The sequence below is a fragment of the Pseudomonas sp. NFR09 genome, from assembly GCF_900111535.1.
GTDB classification, from domain to species: Bacteria; Pseudomonadota; Gammaproteobacteria; order Pseudomonadales; family Pseudomonadaceae; genus Aquipseudomonas; species Aquipseudomonas extremorientalis.
Map to the genome: position 1 here is coordinate 599901 of NZ_FOIH01000002.1, position 15351 is coordinate 615251.

At 61.8% G+C, this 15351-nt stretch carries 11 protein-coding genes; 1 reads left to right on the forward strand and 10 read right to left on the reverse strand.

The features are described 5' to 3' along the window. Positions 1 to 10 precede the first annotated feature (10 nt). From dbpA to betI, 8 genes are all read right to left on the reverse strand, one after another. On the reverse strand, positions 11 to 1348 hold the full coding sequence (dbpA, locus tag BMX59_RS06765) for an ATP-dependent RNA helicase DbpA (RefSeq protein WP_231501119.1): 1338 nt from the start codon (positions 1346 to 1348) through the stop codon (positions 11 to 13). Between the two features lie 130 nt (positions 1349 to 1478). Then, entirely contained in the window at positions 1479 to 2906 is a 1428-nt protein-coding gene (gene mdtD, locus BMX59_RS06770) for a multidrug transporter subunit MdtD (RefSeq protein WP_093120719.1), read from the reverse strand. 36 nt (positions 2907 to 2942) lie between these two features. Continuing rightward, the gene (locus BMX59_RS06775) at positions 2943 to 3791 is read right to left on the reverse strand and encodes an alpha/beta fold hydrolase (protein ID WP_093120721.1); all 849 of its coding nucleotides are present in this window, start codon (positions 3789 to 3791) and stop codon (positions 2943 to 2945) included. Between the two features lie 199 nt (positions 3792 to 3990). Beyond that, positions 3991 to 5307 (reverse strand): TldD/PmbA family protein, encoded by a 1317-nt coding sequence (locus BMX59_RS06780; RefSeq protein WP_093120724.1) that lies wholly within the window; start codon positions 5305 to 5307, stop codon positions 3991 to 3993. After that, positions 5307 to 6749: a TldD/PmbA family protein gene (locus BMX59_RS06785; protein ID WP_093120726.1), complete on the reverse strand. Its 1443-nt coding sequence runs from the start codon at positions 6747 to 6749 to the stop codon at positions 5307 to 5309. The genes BMX59_RS06780 and BMX59_RS06785 overlap by 1 nt, the downstream gene beginning before the upstream one ends. Before the next feature lie 181 nt (positions 6750 to 6930). After that, positions 6931 to 8634, reverse strand: a complete 1704-nt coding sequence (betA, locus tag BMX59_RS06790) for a choline dehydrogenase (RefSeq protein WP_071490313.1) — start codon at positions 8632 to 8634, stop codon at positions 6931 to 6933. Between the two features lie 143 nt (positions 8635 to 8777). Then, on the reverse strand, positions 8778 to 10250 hold the full coding sequence (betB, locus tag BMX59_RS06795; RefSeq protein ID WP_092242109.1) for a betaine-aldehyde dehydrogenase: 1473 nt from the start codon (positions 10248 to 10250) through the stop codon (positions 8778 to 8780). 91 nt (positions 10251 to 10341) lie between these two features. Continuing rightward, complete coding sequence (betI, locus tag BMX59_RS06800) at positions 10342 to 10935, reverse strand: transcriptional regulator BetI (RefSeq protein WP_017735982.1); 594 nt, start codon at positions 10933 to 10935, stop codon at positions 10342 to 10344. A gap of 378 nt (positions 10936 to 11313) precedes the next feature. On the opposite strand from betI, the gene BMX59_RS06805 reads away from it, so the two are divergent. Further along, a complete protein-coding gene (locus tag BMX59_RS06805) occupies positions 11314 to 13248 on the forward strand; it encodes a BCCT family transporter (RefSeq protein ID WP_232000993.1) in 1935 nt (644 codons plus the stop codon). Positions 13249 to 13300: 52 nt separating this feature from the next. Here the strand turns inward: BMX59_RS06805 and choV are convergent, their stop codons facing one another. Next, a complete protein-coding gene (gene choV, locus BMX59_RS06810) occupies positions 13301 to 14479 on the reverse strand; it encodes a choline ABC transporter ATP-binding protein (protein WP_058426626.1) in 1179 nt (392 codons plus the stop codon). Continuing rightward, positions 14476 to 15321 (reverse strand): choline ABC transporter permease subunit, encoded by an 846-nt coding sequence (choW, locus tag BMX59_RS06815; protein WP_016972877.1) that lies wholly within the window; start codon positions 15319 to 15321, stop codon positions 14476 to 14478. Before choW ends, choV begins: the two co-directional genes overlap by 4 nt. Positions 15322 to 15351 lie beyond the last annotated feature (30 nt).

Sequence of the window (15351 nt, forward strand, 5' to 3'; positions counted from 1 at the left end):
GGAGAGCCCGTTACAGGATGCGCACGCGCAACGAACGGCCTTTGATCTTGCCGTCATTCAAGCGCTGCAAGGCCTGCTTGGCGATCCCGCGTTCCACGGCCACGAAGGCCTGGAAGTCAAAGATCGCGATCTTGCCGACCTGGGCACCCGGGATGCCAGCTTCACCGGTCAACGCGCCGAGGATGTCGCCTGGACGAACCTTGTCTTTACGGCCTGCAGCGATGCACAAGGTGCTCATCTGCGGCAGCAACGGACCACCGCTTTGCGGCTTGAGGTTGTCCAGTTGGTCCCAGTTCAGTGGCGATTTCTGCAACTGCTCGATGGCCTGGGCGCGGTGCGCTTCGGACGGAGCGACCAGGCTGATGGCGATGCCGGTCTCACCGGCGCGACCGGTACGGCCGACGCGGTGGATGTGGATTTCCGAATCGCGGGCCAGTTCGACGTTGATCACCATGTCCAGCGAGTCGATGTCCAGGCCACGGGCTGCAACGTCAGTGGCAACCAGCACCGAGGTGCTGCGGTTGGCGAACATCGCCAGCACCTGGTCGCGGTCGCGCTGTTCCAGGTCGCCATGCAGGCCAACGGCGGAAATGCCCTTGGAGGTCAGGTGATCCACGGTTTCCTGTACTTGCTGCTTGGTGAAGCAGAAGGCCACGCAGGAGGCAGGGCGGAAATGCGCCAGCACCTTGGTCACGGCGTCCATGCGTTCTTCCGGTGAGATCTCGTAGAAACGCTGCTCGATCTGGTCATCGGAGTGGAACGCTTCGGCTTTGACTTGCTGCGGCGCGCGCATGAACTTTGAGGCCAGCTGCTTGATGCTCACCGGGTAGGTGGCGGAGAACAGCAGGGTCTGGCGGCGCGGCGGGGTCTTGCTGATGATGTCTTCGATGGCGTCGTAGAAGCCCATGTCGAGCATGCGGTCGGCTTCATCGAGGATCAGCGTGTTGAGGCCGTCCAGCACCAGCGAACCCTTGCGCAAGTGCTGCTGGATGCGGCCCGGTGTGCCGACGATGACGTGGGCGCCGTGCTCCAGGGAAGCGATCTGCGGGCCGAGGGACACGCCGCCGCACAGGGTCAGCACCTTGATGTTGTCTTCGGCACGGGCCAGGCGGCGGATTTCCTTGGCGACCTGGTCGGCCAGCTCACGGGTCGGGCACATGACCAGGGCCTGGCAGCCGAAGTAGCGCGGGTTGATCGGGTTCAACAGGCCGATGCCGAAGGCGGCGGTCTTGCCGCTGCCGGTCTTGGCCTGGGCAATCAGGTCCAGCCCCTTGAGGATCACCGGCAAGCTTTGCGCCTGGATCTGCGTCATCTCGACATAACCCAGCGAGTCGAGGTTAGCCAGCATGGCGGCGGACAGGGGCAAAGTATTAAAAGCGGTGGCGATGGTAGTCACGGGACTGGCTCTGCAAAACAAAATGTCGCGCAGTGTACCAGTCCCGTGGGAATTTCCCTGCAAGTTCTAGACGAGAAGCCTGTTAATGCTCGATGTCGTGCTCGCGGCTGACTACTCGTTTGCCATCGGTTGGCGACAACTGCAGGAAGATCGCCGCCGCCAGCATCGCCATGATGCCCACTGTCAGAAAGGTCAGTTGGAACGCGCCGAGTACGCTTTCCACCCCATCATTACCGGTTTCGGCGGTGAACCCGCCGAGCAGCGCACCCGCGCAGGCCACGCCGAGGCTGAGGGACAACTGCGCCACCACTGACAGCAAACTGTTGCCGCTGCTGGCCTGGGCGTCGTCGAGGTCGATCAGGGTGACGGTGTTCATCGCGGTAAATTGCAGGGAATTGATCGCCCCGAGTAACGCCAGCATGCACAACAGCAGCGGGTAGGGCGTGTGCTCGCTGACCAGGCCCATGCTCGCCAGCATGATGCCCAGCGCCAGCGTGTTGCCGGTGAGCACGATGCGGTAGCCGAGGCGTTCGATCAGGGTGCGGGCGATGGACTTGGCAAACATCGCCGCCGCCGCCAGGGGCAGCATGCTCATACCGGCTTCGGACGGTGAGTAACCCAGCGCGACCTGCAACAGCAACGGCACCAGAAACGGCAACGCACCGCTGCCCAGCCGCGCAAACAGGTTGCCGAGGATGCCGATAGCAAAGGTGCGAGTCTTGAACAGCACCGGCGAAAACAGTGGGTTGTCGATATGCCCGGCGCGCAGCCAATACGCCGCCAGGCACGCCAGCCCGCCGAACAGCAGCAACATCACCCGCAGGTGCGGCAGGTGCAGTTCGCCCAAGCCTTCCATGGCGATGGTGATCAACACCATTGCCGCGCCAAACAAGAGAAACCCGACGCCATCAAAGCGCGTACGTTCGCTGCCGCGCAGATCGGGGATGAGTTTCCACACGGCGTAACAGCCGACCATACCCACCGGCAGGTTGATCAGGAAGATCCAGTGCCAGGTCAGGTATTGCACCATCCAGCCACCCATGGTCGGGCCGAGTAGCGGGCCGAGCAGGCCGGGAATGGTAATGAAGCCCATGATGCGCACCAGTTCGGAGCGGGGGTAAGCACGCAGCACCACCAAGCGGCCGACCGGCAACATCAGCGCGCCGCCCAGGCCCTGGATCACCCGGGCGCCCACCAGCATGGTCAGGCTGCTGGACAAGGCGCACAGCAGCGAACCGATGCTGAACAGCATGATCGCGCCAAAGAAGATTTTCTTGGTGCCGAAGCGGTCGGCGATCCAGCCCGAAGCCGGGATCAGCAAGGCAACGGTGAGCATGTAGGCGATCACCACCCCTTGCATGCGCAGCGGGTTTTCAGCGAGGTCCCGGGCCATGGCCGGCAACGCCGTGTTGAGGATCGTCCCGTCCAGCGACTGCATGAAGAAGGCAATCGCGACCACCCAGGGGAGCCAGCGGGCGGTCTTGGCATCGAGCGGGACGCGATTGGGCATAGAGAACCTTTTTGTTAGCTGGCTATGTGTTGGCGATTATGCGCCAACCGGGGTGCTTTTTCCCACCAGGAAATCCAGCAGTTCACGGTGTACCGCTGCGGCGGCTTCGTTGGATTCGAGGTCGAGCAAGTGGCCAGTGTGTTCGGCCACGGCGAAGCTGCTGCGTCCTACGTACTGCTTGAACAATTGCGCTTCGGCGGCGGGGGTGTATTCGTCGAGCGCGCCGTTGAGGAAGTGCACCGGTGTTTCAATCTGCTTGAGTGTCGGCAGGTAGTTGCCGTCGCCCAAGGCCAATACCTGATGGATGTGAAAACGCGCCTGGCGGTATTCGGTGGTGGCCATGCTCGACAAGTGCCGGTGGTTGTTGCGCTTGAGGCGGGGCGACAGGTACTTGCCCACGGTCACGTTGAGCAAGTGGCCGACCGCGGACTTGTCATCGGCCTCGATCAGCACGCGCACGCGCTCCACATAATCGAGCATGGCCTGGTTGAGGCTGGGCGCCAGGGCCATCACCACCGAGCTTTCGATGGACGGCGGGTTATGGGCCAGGGTCAGCAACGTCGAGATGCCGCCCCAGGAGGCCGACACCAGGTGGTTGACCTGGAAGCGCTCGACCAGGGCGCGCAGCATCTGCACCTCGTCGTCCTTGGTGACCAGGTCCAGTTCGGCGTTGTGTTCCCTGGAATAGCCGGAGAACGGCAGGTCGAACAGCAGCACATTGAAATGCCCGGCCAGGCATTTGCTGGTGCGGGCGAAGGAACGCGTGGTGGACAGCGCGCCGTTGACCATCAGGACGGTCTTTTTTTCCGAATCGTTTCCTAGCTGCTCAACATGAACGTTGTAGTGTTTGAACAGCTTCTCTATGACAAAACTTCCATGGTTCATGTCAACGCTCCAGCTTGCCCTTCCCGGGCAAGGCCATGCTCTCGTGGGTGGGGTGGCGGGGTGCCACTAACCCTTATAACGAGGAATCTGGAGGTGAACAACAGGCCGAATGGCCAAAGTGTGGAGAAGGGAAGCTTCGCTACGGCGCAGGTAAATCCCCTGTAGGAGCCGGCAAGCCGGCGCCCACGAAGGATGGGGTTTACAGGGTGAGGGTCAGGCGTTTGACCAGGGCTCCCGGCAACAGGTTGGAAGCGGTGTTGCGCTGGCTGTAGGTACTGGCCGAGAGCAGCAATTCCCGCTCAGCGGTCAGGGCTTCCAGCTGCGAGCCGAGCAGGTTGTACACGCTGTCATCAAAGCGCATGGTGCTGACCGGTGCCTTGATCTCGCCGTCTTCCACCCAGAACGTGGCGAAGCGTGTCATGCCGGTCAGGCGCGCCGCCGGCAGGTCCGAGTAGTTCAAATACCACAGGTTGCTGATGTACAGCCCGGTGCCCAATTGCTTGAGGATATCGGCCTGGGCCAGGCCGCCGGCGGCCATCTGCAAGGCGCTGGGGGATTCGTCGCTGCTGGCGCCGTTGGTGCTCAGGCCGTATTCGGCGGCGCTGCGCGAGTTGACCAACTGGCCTTCGCCTTTGCCCGCGCTGATCAGTGTCACGTCACTGCGCGGATAGCCTTCGGTGGAAAACGCCTGGCTCAGGGAGCCGCTGATCTGTTCGTCCACGGTCACCAGCGGGCTCAGGGATTGTTCACCGGCATACAGCTTTTGCAGCGAACTGCCTTTGCTGGCAATGGCCTGGGCGGAAAAACCACCCCAGGTGATGAGGCTGATGATCTCTTCCAGCGCCGCCGGGGCGAGGTAGGCGCGGTACTGCCCGGGTGCCAGCTTGTGCAGCGGGCGGCCAAGGAATTCCAGTTGCTCGCGGGCTTGCTGGAAGCGCGCGGCGAACTCGGCGCTGTTCCAGGTGTGCCCGGCATAGCTGGCCTTGACCGCTTCACCATTGGCGTGGAACAGGCTGAAGTCGAAGTTGAAGCTGTTGGCGCGGTGCCAGCCGAACGCGCCGTCCGAGCTGGCAAAGCCACGGCTGATCGGGCCGGCAGCGTAGAAACCGACCAGATCAACACCTTCAGCAGCCTGGCTGATGTCTTCCAACACCCGGGCCAGGTCCGGCAGCGGTCGCGTTTGTTCGTTGCTGCTTTGCCAGGCATTGTGGTTGAGCAGCAGGTACGGGTCCTTGGGTAGCAACGGCAAGGTGTCGCGCAGTTGTTGCAGGCCGTCGGCCAGGCGTTGGCGGTCCAGCCCCGCTTCGCCGGACAAGGTGATGCCCAGGTCGGCATGGCGGCCATCGTTGATCAGTTTCAGGGTGAGGCTGGCTTGTTGCACCTGGCCGGCCTGGCGCACCTTGGCGTGGTTGAAGCGTACGAATTCGGAGGCTTCATCGGCATAGCCGAGGTGGAATTGTTCGTTGTCGGTGATGGCCTGCTTGAGCCACTCCACCAGTGCCTTGAAATTGTTCATCAGGCATCTCCCCCAAATACGTCGACATCACTGAATACGCAGGCCGGCGACGCATGGCCGACGCGAATCACCTGGTTGGGCTCGCCTTTGCCGCAGTTCGGTGTACCCAGCACCTTGAACGTACTGGCATCGCCGACGGCGCTGAGATTGCGCCAGAAGTTTGCGGAAATGGCCCGGTAGTTGGGGTTTTTCACCACGCCTTTCAACTCGCCATTTTCGATCAGTTGGCCCCATTCGCAGCCGAACTGGAATTTATTGCGCGCATCGTCGATGGACCACGAGCGGTTGGTCGACATCAGGATGCCGTTTTCGATGCCGCCGATCAGTTGCGCGAGGCTCTTGTCGCCTGCTTCGATATTCAAGTTGGCCATGCGATCGATGGGCGCGCGGTTCCAACTGCTGGCCCGGCTGTTGGCCACGCCTGGCATGCCTGCACGGAATTGCGACAGCGCTCCACCGAGGGGCTTGAGCAGCAGCCCCTCACGGATCAGGAATTGCTTGCTGGCTTTGGTGCCTTCGTCATCGTGGCCGTAGCTGGCCAGTTGTTCGGGAATGTCCGGGTCGAAGGTCACGTTCAGCAGCGGGGAGCCGTATTGCAGGTGGCCGAAGTCGCTGGCCTTCACAAAGCTGGTGCCGGCGTAATTGCGCTCGTCGCCGAGGATGCGGTCCAGTTCCAGGGGGTGGCCGATGGATTCGTGGATCTGCAGGATCATCTGGTCGGGCATCAACAGCAGGTCACGCGGACCGTTGGGCGTGTTCGGCGCGGCCAGCAGTTGCAGGGCCTCATCGGCGATGCGCGGCGCGGCGCCGACCAGGCCGAAGCGGCTGATCACGTCGAACCCGCCTTGCTGGCCGAAGTTGCTGCCGCCGAGGGTGCGGGTCTGGCTGTCATCACCGTCGTAGGCGGTGACGTTGACGCCGGGGAATACAAAGCGCTGGGCCTGGCGCAACTGGGCACCGGCATTGTTCAGGTAGATCTGCTCGACGTGGGTCAGGCCCAGGCTGACTTCCCAGCTCACCAGGCGCTCGTCCTTGGGCACGGAGGCCGATTCGCTGCCGAGCAACTGGTAGCAATCGCTCAGGGACGGGAAGGGCTGTTGAAGCTCGGGCGACAGGTAATCGGCGACGTCACTGGAGACGTGTTGCTCGCGCAGGTCGAGCAAGGCGTGGGGGCTGATCAGGCGGGCTTGTTGTTCGGCACGCTCAAGGGCGGCTTGCAGGCCGGCGAGGGAAATGTCGTTGGTCGCGGCGTAGGCTTCCACACCGTTGAGACGCACGGTGAGCATGGCGCCCTCGTCGTGGCTCAGGTGGGGCGGTTCGGCGACGTTCTTGCGTACGGCCAGGTATTGGCCGGATTCGCGTACGTAGCGCAGCGAGAAGAATTCGGCGCGGGTGCGCAGGGCACTGAAATGCTGTTTGAGTGTGGCGTGGTGGTCGAACATGGGGCCTTCCTTGTGGGCGGCTCGTCGCGGGCAGGCAGACAGAGTAGCTGATCAAGGAGGGGTTTTGCAGTGACTGGTCGGGCCTCTTCGGGGGCAAGCCCCCTCCCACACTTGATCGGGTTCACACGGTCAAAAATGTGGGAGGGGGCTTGCCCCCGATGGGAACACCGCGGTGTATCCGTTACTGCGCGGTAGGGCCCACTTCACGCAGCGGCTTGCCACGTACCGGCGCGTCGCCTGCCACGTAGTAGTCGGCGGTGCTGCGTGGCAATGGCTTGCGGCCACGGATCTTGTCGGCGATTTTCTCGGCGATCATGATCGTTGGCGCGTTCAGGTTGCCGGTGGTGATGATCGGCATGATCGACGCATCGACTACACGCAGACCCTGCATGCCATGCACGCGGCCTTCGCCATCGACTACTGCCATCTCGTCGGTGCCCATTTTGCACGAGCAGGACGGGTGGAACGCCGTTTCGGCGTGCTCACGGATGAACTTGTCCAGTTGCTCATCGGTTTGCACATCGATACCCGGGCTGATTTCGCGGCCACGGTAGGGGTCCAGCGCCGGCTGCTGCATGATTTCACGGGTCAGGCGGATGCCGTCGCGAAATTCCTGCCAGTCCTGCTCGGTGGCCATGTAGTTGAAGAGGATGCTCGGGTAGTCCCGTGGGTTCTTCGACTTCAACTGGATGCGGCCACGGCTCGGCGAGCGCATGGAGCCCATGTGCGCCTGGAAGCCGTGCTCTTTCACACCGTTGCTGCCGTTGTAGTTAATCGCCACCGGCAGGAAGTGGTACTGGATGTTCGGCCATTCGAATTCTTCACGGGTGCGGATGAACCCGCCCGCTTCGAACTGGTTGCTGGCGCCGATGCCGGTACCGTTGAACAGCCACTCGGCACCAATGGCCGGCTGGTTGTACCAGAGCAGCGACGGGTACAGCGACACGGGCTGGGTGCAGGCGTATTGCAGGTACAGCTCAAGGTGGTCCTGCAGGTTTTCACCGACGCCTGGCAGGTCGTGGACCACCGGGATGTCGAGGCTTTCCAGCAGTTTGGCCGGGCCGACACCGGAGCGTTGCAACAATTGCGGCGAAGCGATGGCGCCGCTGCACACCAGCACTTCCTTACGGGCGCGGGCTTCGACGCGCTCTTCGGCGGCGCCGATCAGGTAACGCACGCCAACCGCACGTTTGCCTTCGAACAACACTTTGTCGGTGAGGGCGTGGGTGACGATGGTCAGTGTGGAACGCTTCTTGGCGGTGTCCAGGTAACCGCGTGCGGTGCTGGCGCGACGGCCTTTAGGCGTGACGGTACGGTCCATCGGGCCGAAGCCTTCCTGCTGGTAGCCGTTCAAGTCTTCGGTACGCGGGTAACCGGCCTGCACGCCGGCTTCGACCATCGCGTGGAACAGTGGGTTGTTGCCAGGCTTGGGCGTGGTCACGCTGACCGGGCCATCGCCGCCGTGCCAGTCGTTGGGGCCGATATCGCGGGTTTCGGCCTTGCGGAAGTACGGCAGGCAGTCGAGGTAGGTCCAGTCTTCCAGGCCCGGCAGCTTCGCCCAGTTGTCGTAGTCCATGGCGTTGCCACGGATGTAGCACATGCCGTTGATCAGCGAGGAACCACCCAGGCCCTTGCCGCGCCCGCATTCCATCCGGCGACCGTCCATGTGCGGCTCTGGATCGGTTTCGTAGGCCCAGTTGTAGCGGCGGCCTTGCAGTGGGAACGCCAGGGCGGCTGGCATTTGCGTGCGGAAGTCGAAACGGTAGTCGGGACCACCGGCTTCCAGCAGCAGGACGGTGACGCCTTCGTCTTCGGTCAGACGGGTCGCCAGGGTGTTACCGGCGGAGCCGGCACCCACAATGATGTAGTCGTATTCTTGGGACATTGGATGCACCCTCTTTGATGTGTGGTCAGGTCGGGCCTCATCGGGGGCAAGCCCCCTCCCACATTTTTGAATGTATGCGCAAATCAAAGTGTGGGAGGAGGCTTGCCTCCGATGGCGGCCTCAGGCAATACATGGCCCGGGTCTTAGAACACCGAGGCGTAGTCGCCCAGCTCGACCTGTACCGATTTGATGCGGGTGAAGTTGTTCAGCGAGCTGATGCCGTTCTCACGGCCCACACCCGATTGCTTGTAGCCACCGACCGGCATCTTCGCGTCGGATTCGCCCCAGGCGTTGATCCAGCAGATACCCGCTTCCAATTGGTGAATCACGCGGTGAGCGCGGTTCAGGTCTTTGGTCACCAGGCCAGCGGCCAGGCCGAAGTCGGTGTCGTTGGCGCGGCGGATCACTTCTTCTTCGGTCTCGTAGGTGAGGATGCTCATCACTGGGCCGAAGATTTCTTCACGGACGATGGTCATTTCGTCGGTGCAGTCGGTGAACACGGTCGGGGCCACGTAGGCGCCTTTGGCGAAGTCGCCGTCGGTCAGGCGGTCGCCACCGCACAGTACGCGTGCGCCTTCTTCCTTGCCTTTGGCGATGTAGCCCAGCACGCTTTCCATGTGGGCGAAGCTGACCAGCGGGCCGAAGTTGGTGTTGTCGTCCTGCGGGTCGCCGACGCGGATGCGCGCAACACGCTCGACGATCTTGGCTTCGAATGCCGCTTGCAGGTGCTTGGGTACGAACACGCGAGTGCCGTTGGTGCAGACCTGGCCGGAGCTGTAGAAGTTGGCCATCATCGCGATGTCGGCGGCGCGATCCAGGTCGGCGTCTTCGAACACGATCAATGGCGACTTGCCGCCCAGTTCCATGGTCACTTCCTTGAGCGAGGAGCTCGACGCGCTCGCCATGACTTTCTTGCCGGTGTCGGTGCCGCCGGTGAACGAGACTTTCTCGATGCGAGGGTGCTCGGTCAGCCAGGTGCCGACTTCACGGCCGCTGCCGGTCAGCACGTTGAACACGCCCGCCGGAACGCCGGCTTCGGTGTAGATCTCGGCCAGTTTCAGCGTGGTCAGCGAGGTGACTTCGCTTGGCTTGAAGATCATCGCGTTGCCGGCGGCCAGGGCCGGTGCGGATTTCCACAGGGCGATCTGGATCGGGTAGTTCCACGCGCCGATACCGGCGACCACGCCCAGCGGCTCGCGGCGGGTGTAGACGAACGAGGTGTCGCGCAGCGGAATCTGCTCGCCTTCGATGGCCGGCACCAGGCCTGCGTAGTATTCCAGCACGTCGGCGCCAGTGACGATGTCGACGTACTTGGTTTCGGAGAAGGCTTTACCGGTGTCCAGGGTTTCCAGGGCGGCCAGCTCGTCGTTGCGCTCGCGCAGGATGTCGACGGCACGACGCAGGATGCGCGAGCGCTCCATGGCGGTCATCGCAGCCCAGATTTTCTGGCCTTTCTCGGCGCTGACCACGGCACGTTCAACGTCTTCTTTCGTCGCGCGTTGCACTTGGGCGAGAACTTCACCGTTAGCCGGGTTGATGGCTTCGAAGGTGGCATCGCTGCCAGCGTCGCTGTAGCCGCCGTCAATGTAGAGTTTTTGCAGTTCGAAACGGGCCATAAAGTCCTCGCAAGTGCATAAGTGGTTGGCGTTGACTGCCGTACCGTAAGCCGGTGCGGCAGCGTTCAGGGGTTGAGCGTTTATGTGTGCTCTAACTCACCTGCTTGGCCAATTGGAAATCCATGTATTCGTAAGCGATCCGTTGCGCCTGCGCCGTGTCGAAAGCGTCTCCCGACAGGGCGCCGCGCAACCACAAACCGTCGATCAGGGCCGCCAGGCCTCGGGCTGCTTTGCGTGCGTGCGGTAGCGGCAGCACTCGGCGGAACTGGCAGCACAGGTTGGAATACAGACGTTGATCGTTGATCCGCTGCAACCTGTGCAATGACGGGTGGTGCATGCTGGTGGCCCAGAAGGCCAGCCAGGTTTTCATTGCCGGTCCGTTGACCTGGCTGGCGTCGAAGTTGCCCTCGATGATCACCTGAAGGTGCGCCCGTGGGCTGTCGTCCGTCAGCGCCTGCCGGCGCTCATGGACGTTGTCGATCAGCGCGTTCATCAAGTAGCGCATCGTCGCTGCAATAAGGCCGTTCTTGTCCTTGAAGTAGTGACTGATGATGCCGTTCGAGACGCCGGCCAAACGGGCGATCAGCGCAATGCTGGCATCTCCCATTCCGACCTGATCGATGGCCGTCAACGTGGCTTCGATCAACTGCTGGCGGCGTATGGGTTGCATACCGACCTTGGGCATGTAGCACCTCTCCTTAGGCCTGCGGCGGGCGATAAACGTCCGTCGGCTTGATGGCCAGTCTATTTTGTTTTGATTGAACGTTCAATCAACAAAGAATAAGATCTGCGACAAATGGTCGCGTCCTACAGGTATTTCCCACCTGCAGGCGCGACATCCGGCACCTGGTTAAACCCCTGAAACGTCCCTGGGCACTGCGCCCGTGGGGGACAGGGATTTAAGGGGTGTCTTTATAACACCCGTCCGTCGACTGCCGAAAAATCGATGTCCCGGGATAACCGTTGCCTTGTGTTTCTCTCTCGCACTGCCCGGAGCATCTGCGCCATGAGTTCTGCCTCTCTTATAAAAACCCCACCGGAAAAGGTGCGGGTCAACGGTTGGGTGTTCTACACCTCCACCGCGCTGATTCTGTTGTTGACTGCCATTCTGATCATCGCCCCGCAGGAGGCCGGGCGCATGCTCGGTGTTGCCCAGGCGTGGCTTTCGAAAAGCTTCGGCTGGTACTACATGGTGGTCATCGCCGCCTACCTGGTGTTTGTGGTGGGCCTGGCGTTTTCGTCCTACGGCAAGTTGAAACTGGGCAGCAAGGACGACACCCCGGACTTCAGCTACGGCGCCTGGGCCGGCATGTTGTTCTCCTCGGGCATCGGCATCTCGCTGCTGTACTTTGGCGCCTCGGAGCCGCTGGACCATTACTTCAACCCGCCCGAAGGCGCAGCCGCCAGCAATGGCGCCGCACGCCAGGCGCTGCAACTGACCTTCCTGCACTGGGGCCTGCATGGCTGGGCGATCTATGCCCTGGTTGGCCTGGCCGTGGCGTACTTCGCGTATCGCCATAACCAGCCGCTGGCCCTGCGTTCGGCGCTGTACCCGCTGGTGGGCGAGCGTTGGGTGAAAGGCGCGGCCGGCCATGCGGTGGACGGTTTCGGTATGTTCGTGACCCTGCTGGGCCTGGTGACGAACCTGGGGATTGGTTCGATGCAGGTGTCGTCCGGGTTGGAAAACCTGTTCGGCATGCAGCACAGCAACACCAACCTGTTGATCGTGATCATCGTGATGAGCACCGTGGCAACCATTGCTGCCGTGTCGGGCGTGGAGAACGGCATCCGCCGCCTGTCCAACCTCAACATCGTGCTGTTCAGCGGCCTGTTGATCTTTGTGCTGTTGTTCGGCCCGACCCTGCATTTGCTCAACGGCCTGGTGCAGAACACCGGGGACTACCTCAACGGCATCATCCTGAAAACCTTCGACCTCTACGTGTACGAAGGCGATGCCGACAAGACCGAACGCTGGATGGGCCTGTGGACCCTGTTCTACTGGGCGTGGTGGATTTCCTGGGCGCCCTTCGTGGGCATGTTCATCGCGCGGATTTCCCGTGGTCGCACGGTGCGTGAACTGGTGGCCGGCGTGCTGCTGATTCCGCTGGGCTTTACCCTGGCGTGGCTGTCGATCTTCGGTAACTCGGCCCTGGACCTGGTGCTGAACCACGGTGCGGTGGAGTTGGGCAAGACGGCGCTGGAGCAGCCTTCCATGGCCATCTACCAGTTGCTGGAGCATTATCCTGCGTCGAAAATTGTTATCGGCGTGTCGATCTTTGTAGGCTTCGTGCTGTTCCTCACCCCGGCGGATTCCGGCGCGGTGATGATGGCCAACCTGTCGTGCAAAGGTGGCAACGTGGATGAAGATGCGCCGCACTGGCTGCGGATCTTCTGGTCGGCGGTGATCACCCTGGTGACCATCGGCCTGCTGTTTGCCGGCAACTTCGAAGCCATGCAAACCATGGTGGTGCTGGCGGGGCTGCCGTTCTCGGTGGTGCTGATCTTCTTTATGTTCGGCTTGCACAAGGCGATGCGCCAGGACGTGGCCATCGAACAGGAGCAGGCGCAATTGGCCGAGCGTGGTCGCCGTGGTTTCAGCGAGCGTCTGACGGCGCTGGACCTGCAACCGAGCCAAGGCACCGTGCAGCGTTTCATGGACAAGCATGTGACGCCGGCGTTGGAAGAGGCGGCGACGGCGTTGCGTGATCAGGGCTTGGAAGTGCAGACCCTGCTCGGTAAGTCCAAGCGTTGCATCGGTGTGCGCATCGAGATGGAAGAGGGCAACCCGTTTGTCTATGAAGTGAGCCTGGATGCCTACTCGTCGGCGCCGAGCGACCTGCCCGAGGAAGAGCGCACTCGCTACTACCGTGCCGAGGTATACCTGCACAACGGACCTCAGGAATACGACCTGATGGGCTTCACCCAGGAACAGATCACCCGGGATGTGCTCGATCAGTTTGAAAGCCATCGGCAACTCCTTGGCCGGGTCTATAGCTGATAGTTGAAGACGGGTGGTGTCCTCACTGACACCACCTGTCTACTGTGCAGTGTCAGCCCAGGTTCTTGCCCAGCAGGGCGTGGTACAGCTCACTGTCTCCCAGAATCCCCACCACCTGGTTGTTGTCATGCAACACCAGCTTGTTGCCGGTGTGATAACGAATCTGCAACGCATCGCGCATGCCGATGTTCGAGTCCACCAGTGTCGGCAATCGACCCAAACCTTCCACCGCTTGCCCCGGCGCCCAGTTCTGCAGGTTCATCACCGCGCCGTTCTGGCGGGCGCCCTTGATGGTGTTGCCTTCGGCCAGGTCCAGCCACGAGTCGCCGCCCGGATCGAGGCATACCGAACCGTTCACGCGCTTGCAGTTGTCCAGGGTGCGCATCAGGCTGCGACCGCACAGCACGTTCAACGGGTTGGTGTGGGCGACGAAGGTACGCACATAGTCGTCCGCCGGGTTCAGCACGATCTCTTCCGGCACGCTGTACTGGATGATCTTGCCGTCTTTCATGATTGCGATACGGCTGCCCAGCTTGAGCGCTTCGTCGAGGTCGTGGCTCACGAACACGATGGTTTTGCTCAGCTTGCGTTGCAGCTCCAGCAACTCGTCCTGCAGGCCTTGCCGGATCAGCGGGTCGAGGGCGGAGAAGGGTTCATCCATCAGCAGGATATCGGCGTCCATCGCCAACGCTCGGGCCAGGCCGACGCGCTGCTGCATGCCGCCGGAGAGTTCGTCCGGCTTCTTGTTGCGCCACTGGGTCAGGCCCACCAGTTCAAGCTTTTCATCCACCAGCTTGCGCCGGTCTTTCTCTGGGCGGCCCTGCATCTCCAGGCCGAAGCTGATGTTTTCGCGCACCGTCAGCCAGGGCATCAGGGCGAACTTCTGGAACACCATGGCGATGCGCTTGGTGCGCATCATTTTCAGCTCGGCGGGCGTGCAGGACGCGATGTCGATCTGGCGACCTTCATGCTCCACGAACAGCTGGCCACGGCTCACGGTGTTGAGACCGTTGATGCAGCGCAGCAGGCTCGATTTGCCGGAGCCCGACAGGCCCATCAGCACGCAGATCTCACCTTTCTCGATATCCAGGCTGGCTTTTTCCACGCCGACAATCTGTCCGGTCTTTTTCAGGATCTCGTTACGGCTCATGCCCTGGTCCAGCAGCTTGAGCGCTTCGCGTGGGTCTTTGGAGAAGATCACGTCGACTTTGTCGAATCGGATAATGCTCATGCATCACCCCCTACTTTGGCGTCGGGTTGTTTGCAGATGCGGTCGAGCATGATGGCCAGCAGGACGATCGCCAGGCCCGCTTCAAAGCCCAGGGCGATGTCAGCGGTGTTGAGCGCGTTGACCACCGGCTTGCCGAGGCCGTCGGCGCCCACCAGGGCCGCAATCACCACCATCGACAACGACAGCATGATGCATTGGGTAATGCCGGCGGCAATGCTCGGCATGGCGTGGGGCAGTTCAATGCGCGAGAGCAACTGACGACGCGAGCAGCCAAAGGCCTTGCCGGCGTCCATCAACTCTTGCGGTACATCACGGATACCCAGGTAGGTCAGGCGGATCGGCGCGGCAATCGCGAACACCACCGTGGAAATCAGCCCGGGCACCACACCCAGCCCGAAGAGGGTCAGGGTAGGGATGAGGTAGACGAAGGTCGGTACGGTCTGCATCAGATCGAGCACCGGCCGCATCATGGTGTAGAACAACGGTTTGTGCGCGGCAACAATGCCCAGCGGCACACCGATGACCACGCAGACCAGGGTGGCGAACAGCACCTGCGCCAGGGTCTCCATGGTTTCCTGCCAGTAACCCAGGTTGAGGATCAGCAGGAAGGAGGCGATGACAAAAACAGTCAGTCCCCATTTACGTTGGATAAAGTGAGCCAGCAGCGCAATCAGACCGATCAATGCCAGCGGATTGAACCAGGTCAGCGCAAACGTCACGCCGTGGATCATCGTTTCCAGTGTCGATGCGATTGCGTCGAAATAGTTGGCGCCGTGTTGGGTCAACCATTCGACGAAGGCAGCGATGTACTGGCCTAGTGGGATTTTCTGTTCAGTCAGCATGGTAGTGAATGTCCACATGCGAAGAGGGAA

What these genes read in the sequence shown, in the direction of transcription:
- dbpA (WP_231501119.1), bottom strand. Translation starts at nt 1,348, where the DNA reads ATGCTGGCTAACCTCGACTCGCTGGGTTATGTCGAGATGACGCAGATC.
- mdtD (WP_093120719.1), bottom strand. Translation starts at nt 2,906, where the DNA reads ATGCCCAATCGCGTCCCGCTCGATGCCAAGACCGCCCGCTGGCTCCCC.
- BMX59_RS06775 (WP_093120721.1), bottom strand. Translation starts at nt 3,791, where the DNA reads ATGAACCATGGAAGTTTTGTCATAGAGAAGCTGTTCAAACACTACAAC.
- BMX59_RS06780 (WP_093120724.1), bottom strand. Translation starts at nt 5,307, where the DNA reads ATGAACAATTTCAAGGCACTGGTGGAGTGGCTCAAGCAGGCCATCACC.
- BMX59_RS06785 (WP_093120726.1), bottom strand. Translation starts at nt 6,749, where the DNA reads ATGTTCGACCACCACGCCACACTCAAACAGCATTTCAGTGCCCTGCGC.
- betA (WP_071490313.1), bottom strand. Translation starts at nt 8,634, where the DNA reads ATGTCCCAAGAATACGACTACATCATTGTGGGTGCCGGCTCCGCCGGT.
- betB (WP_092242109.1), bottom strand. Translation starts at nt 10,250, where the DNA reads ATGGCCCGTTTCGAACTGCAAAAACTCTACATTGACGGCGGCTACAGC.
- betI (WP_017735982.1), bottom strand. Translation starts at nt 10,935, where the DNA reads ATGCCCAAGGTCGGTATGCAACCCATACGCCGCCAGCAGTTGATCGAA.
- choV (WP_058426626.1), bottom strand. Translation starts at nt 14,479, where the DNA reads ATGAGCATTATCCGATTCGACAAAGTCGACGTGATCTTCTCCAAAGAC.
- choW (WP_016972877.1), bottom strand. Translation starts at nt 15,321, where the DNA reads ATGCTGACTGAACAGAAAATCCCACTAGGCCAGTACATCGCTGCCTTC.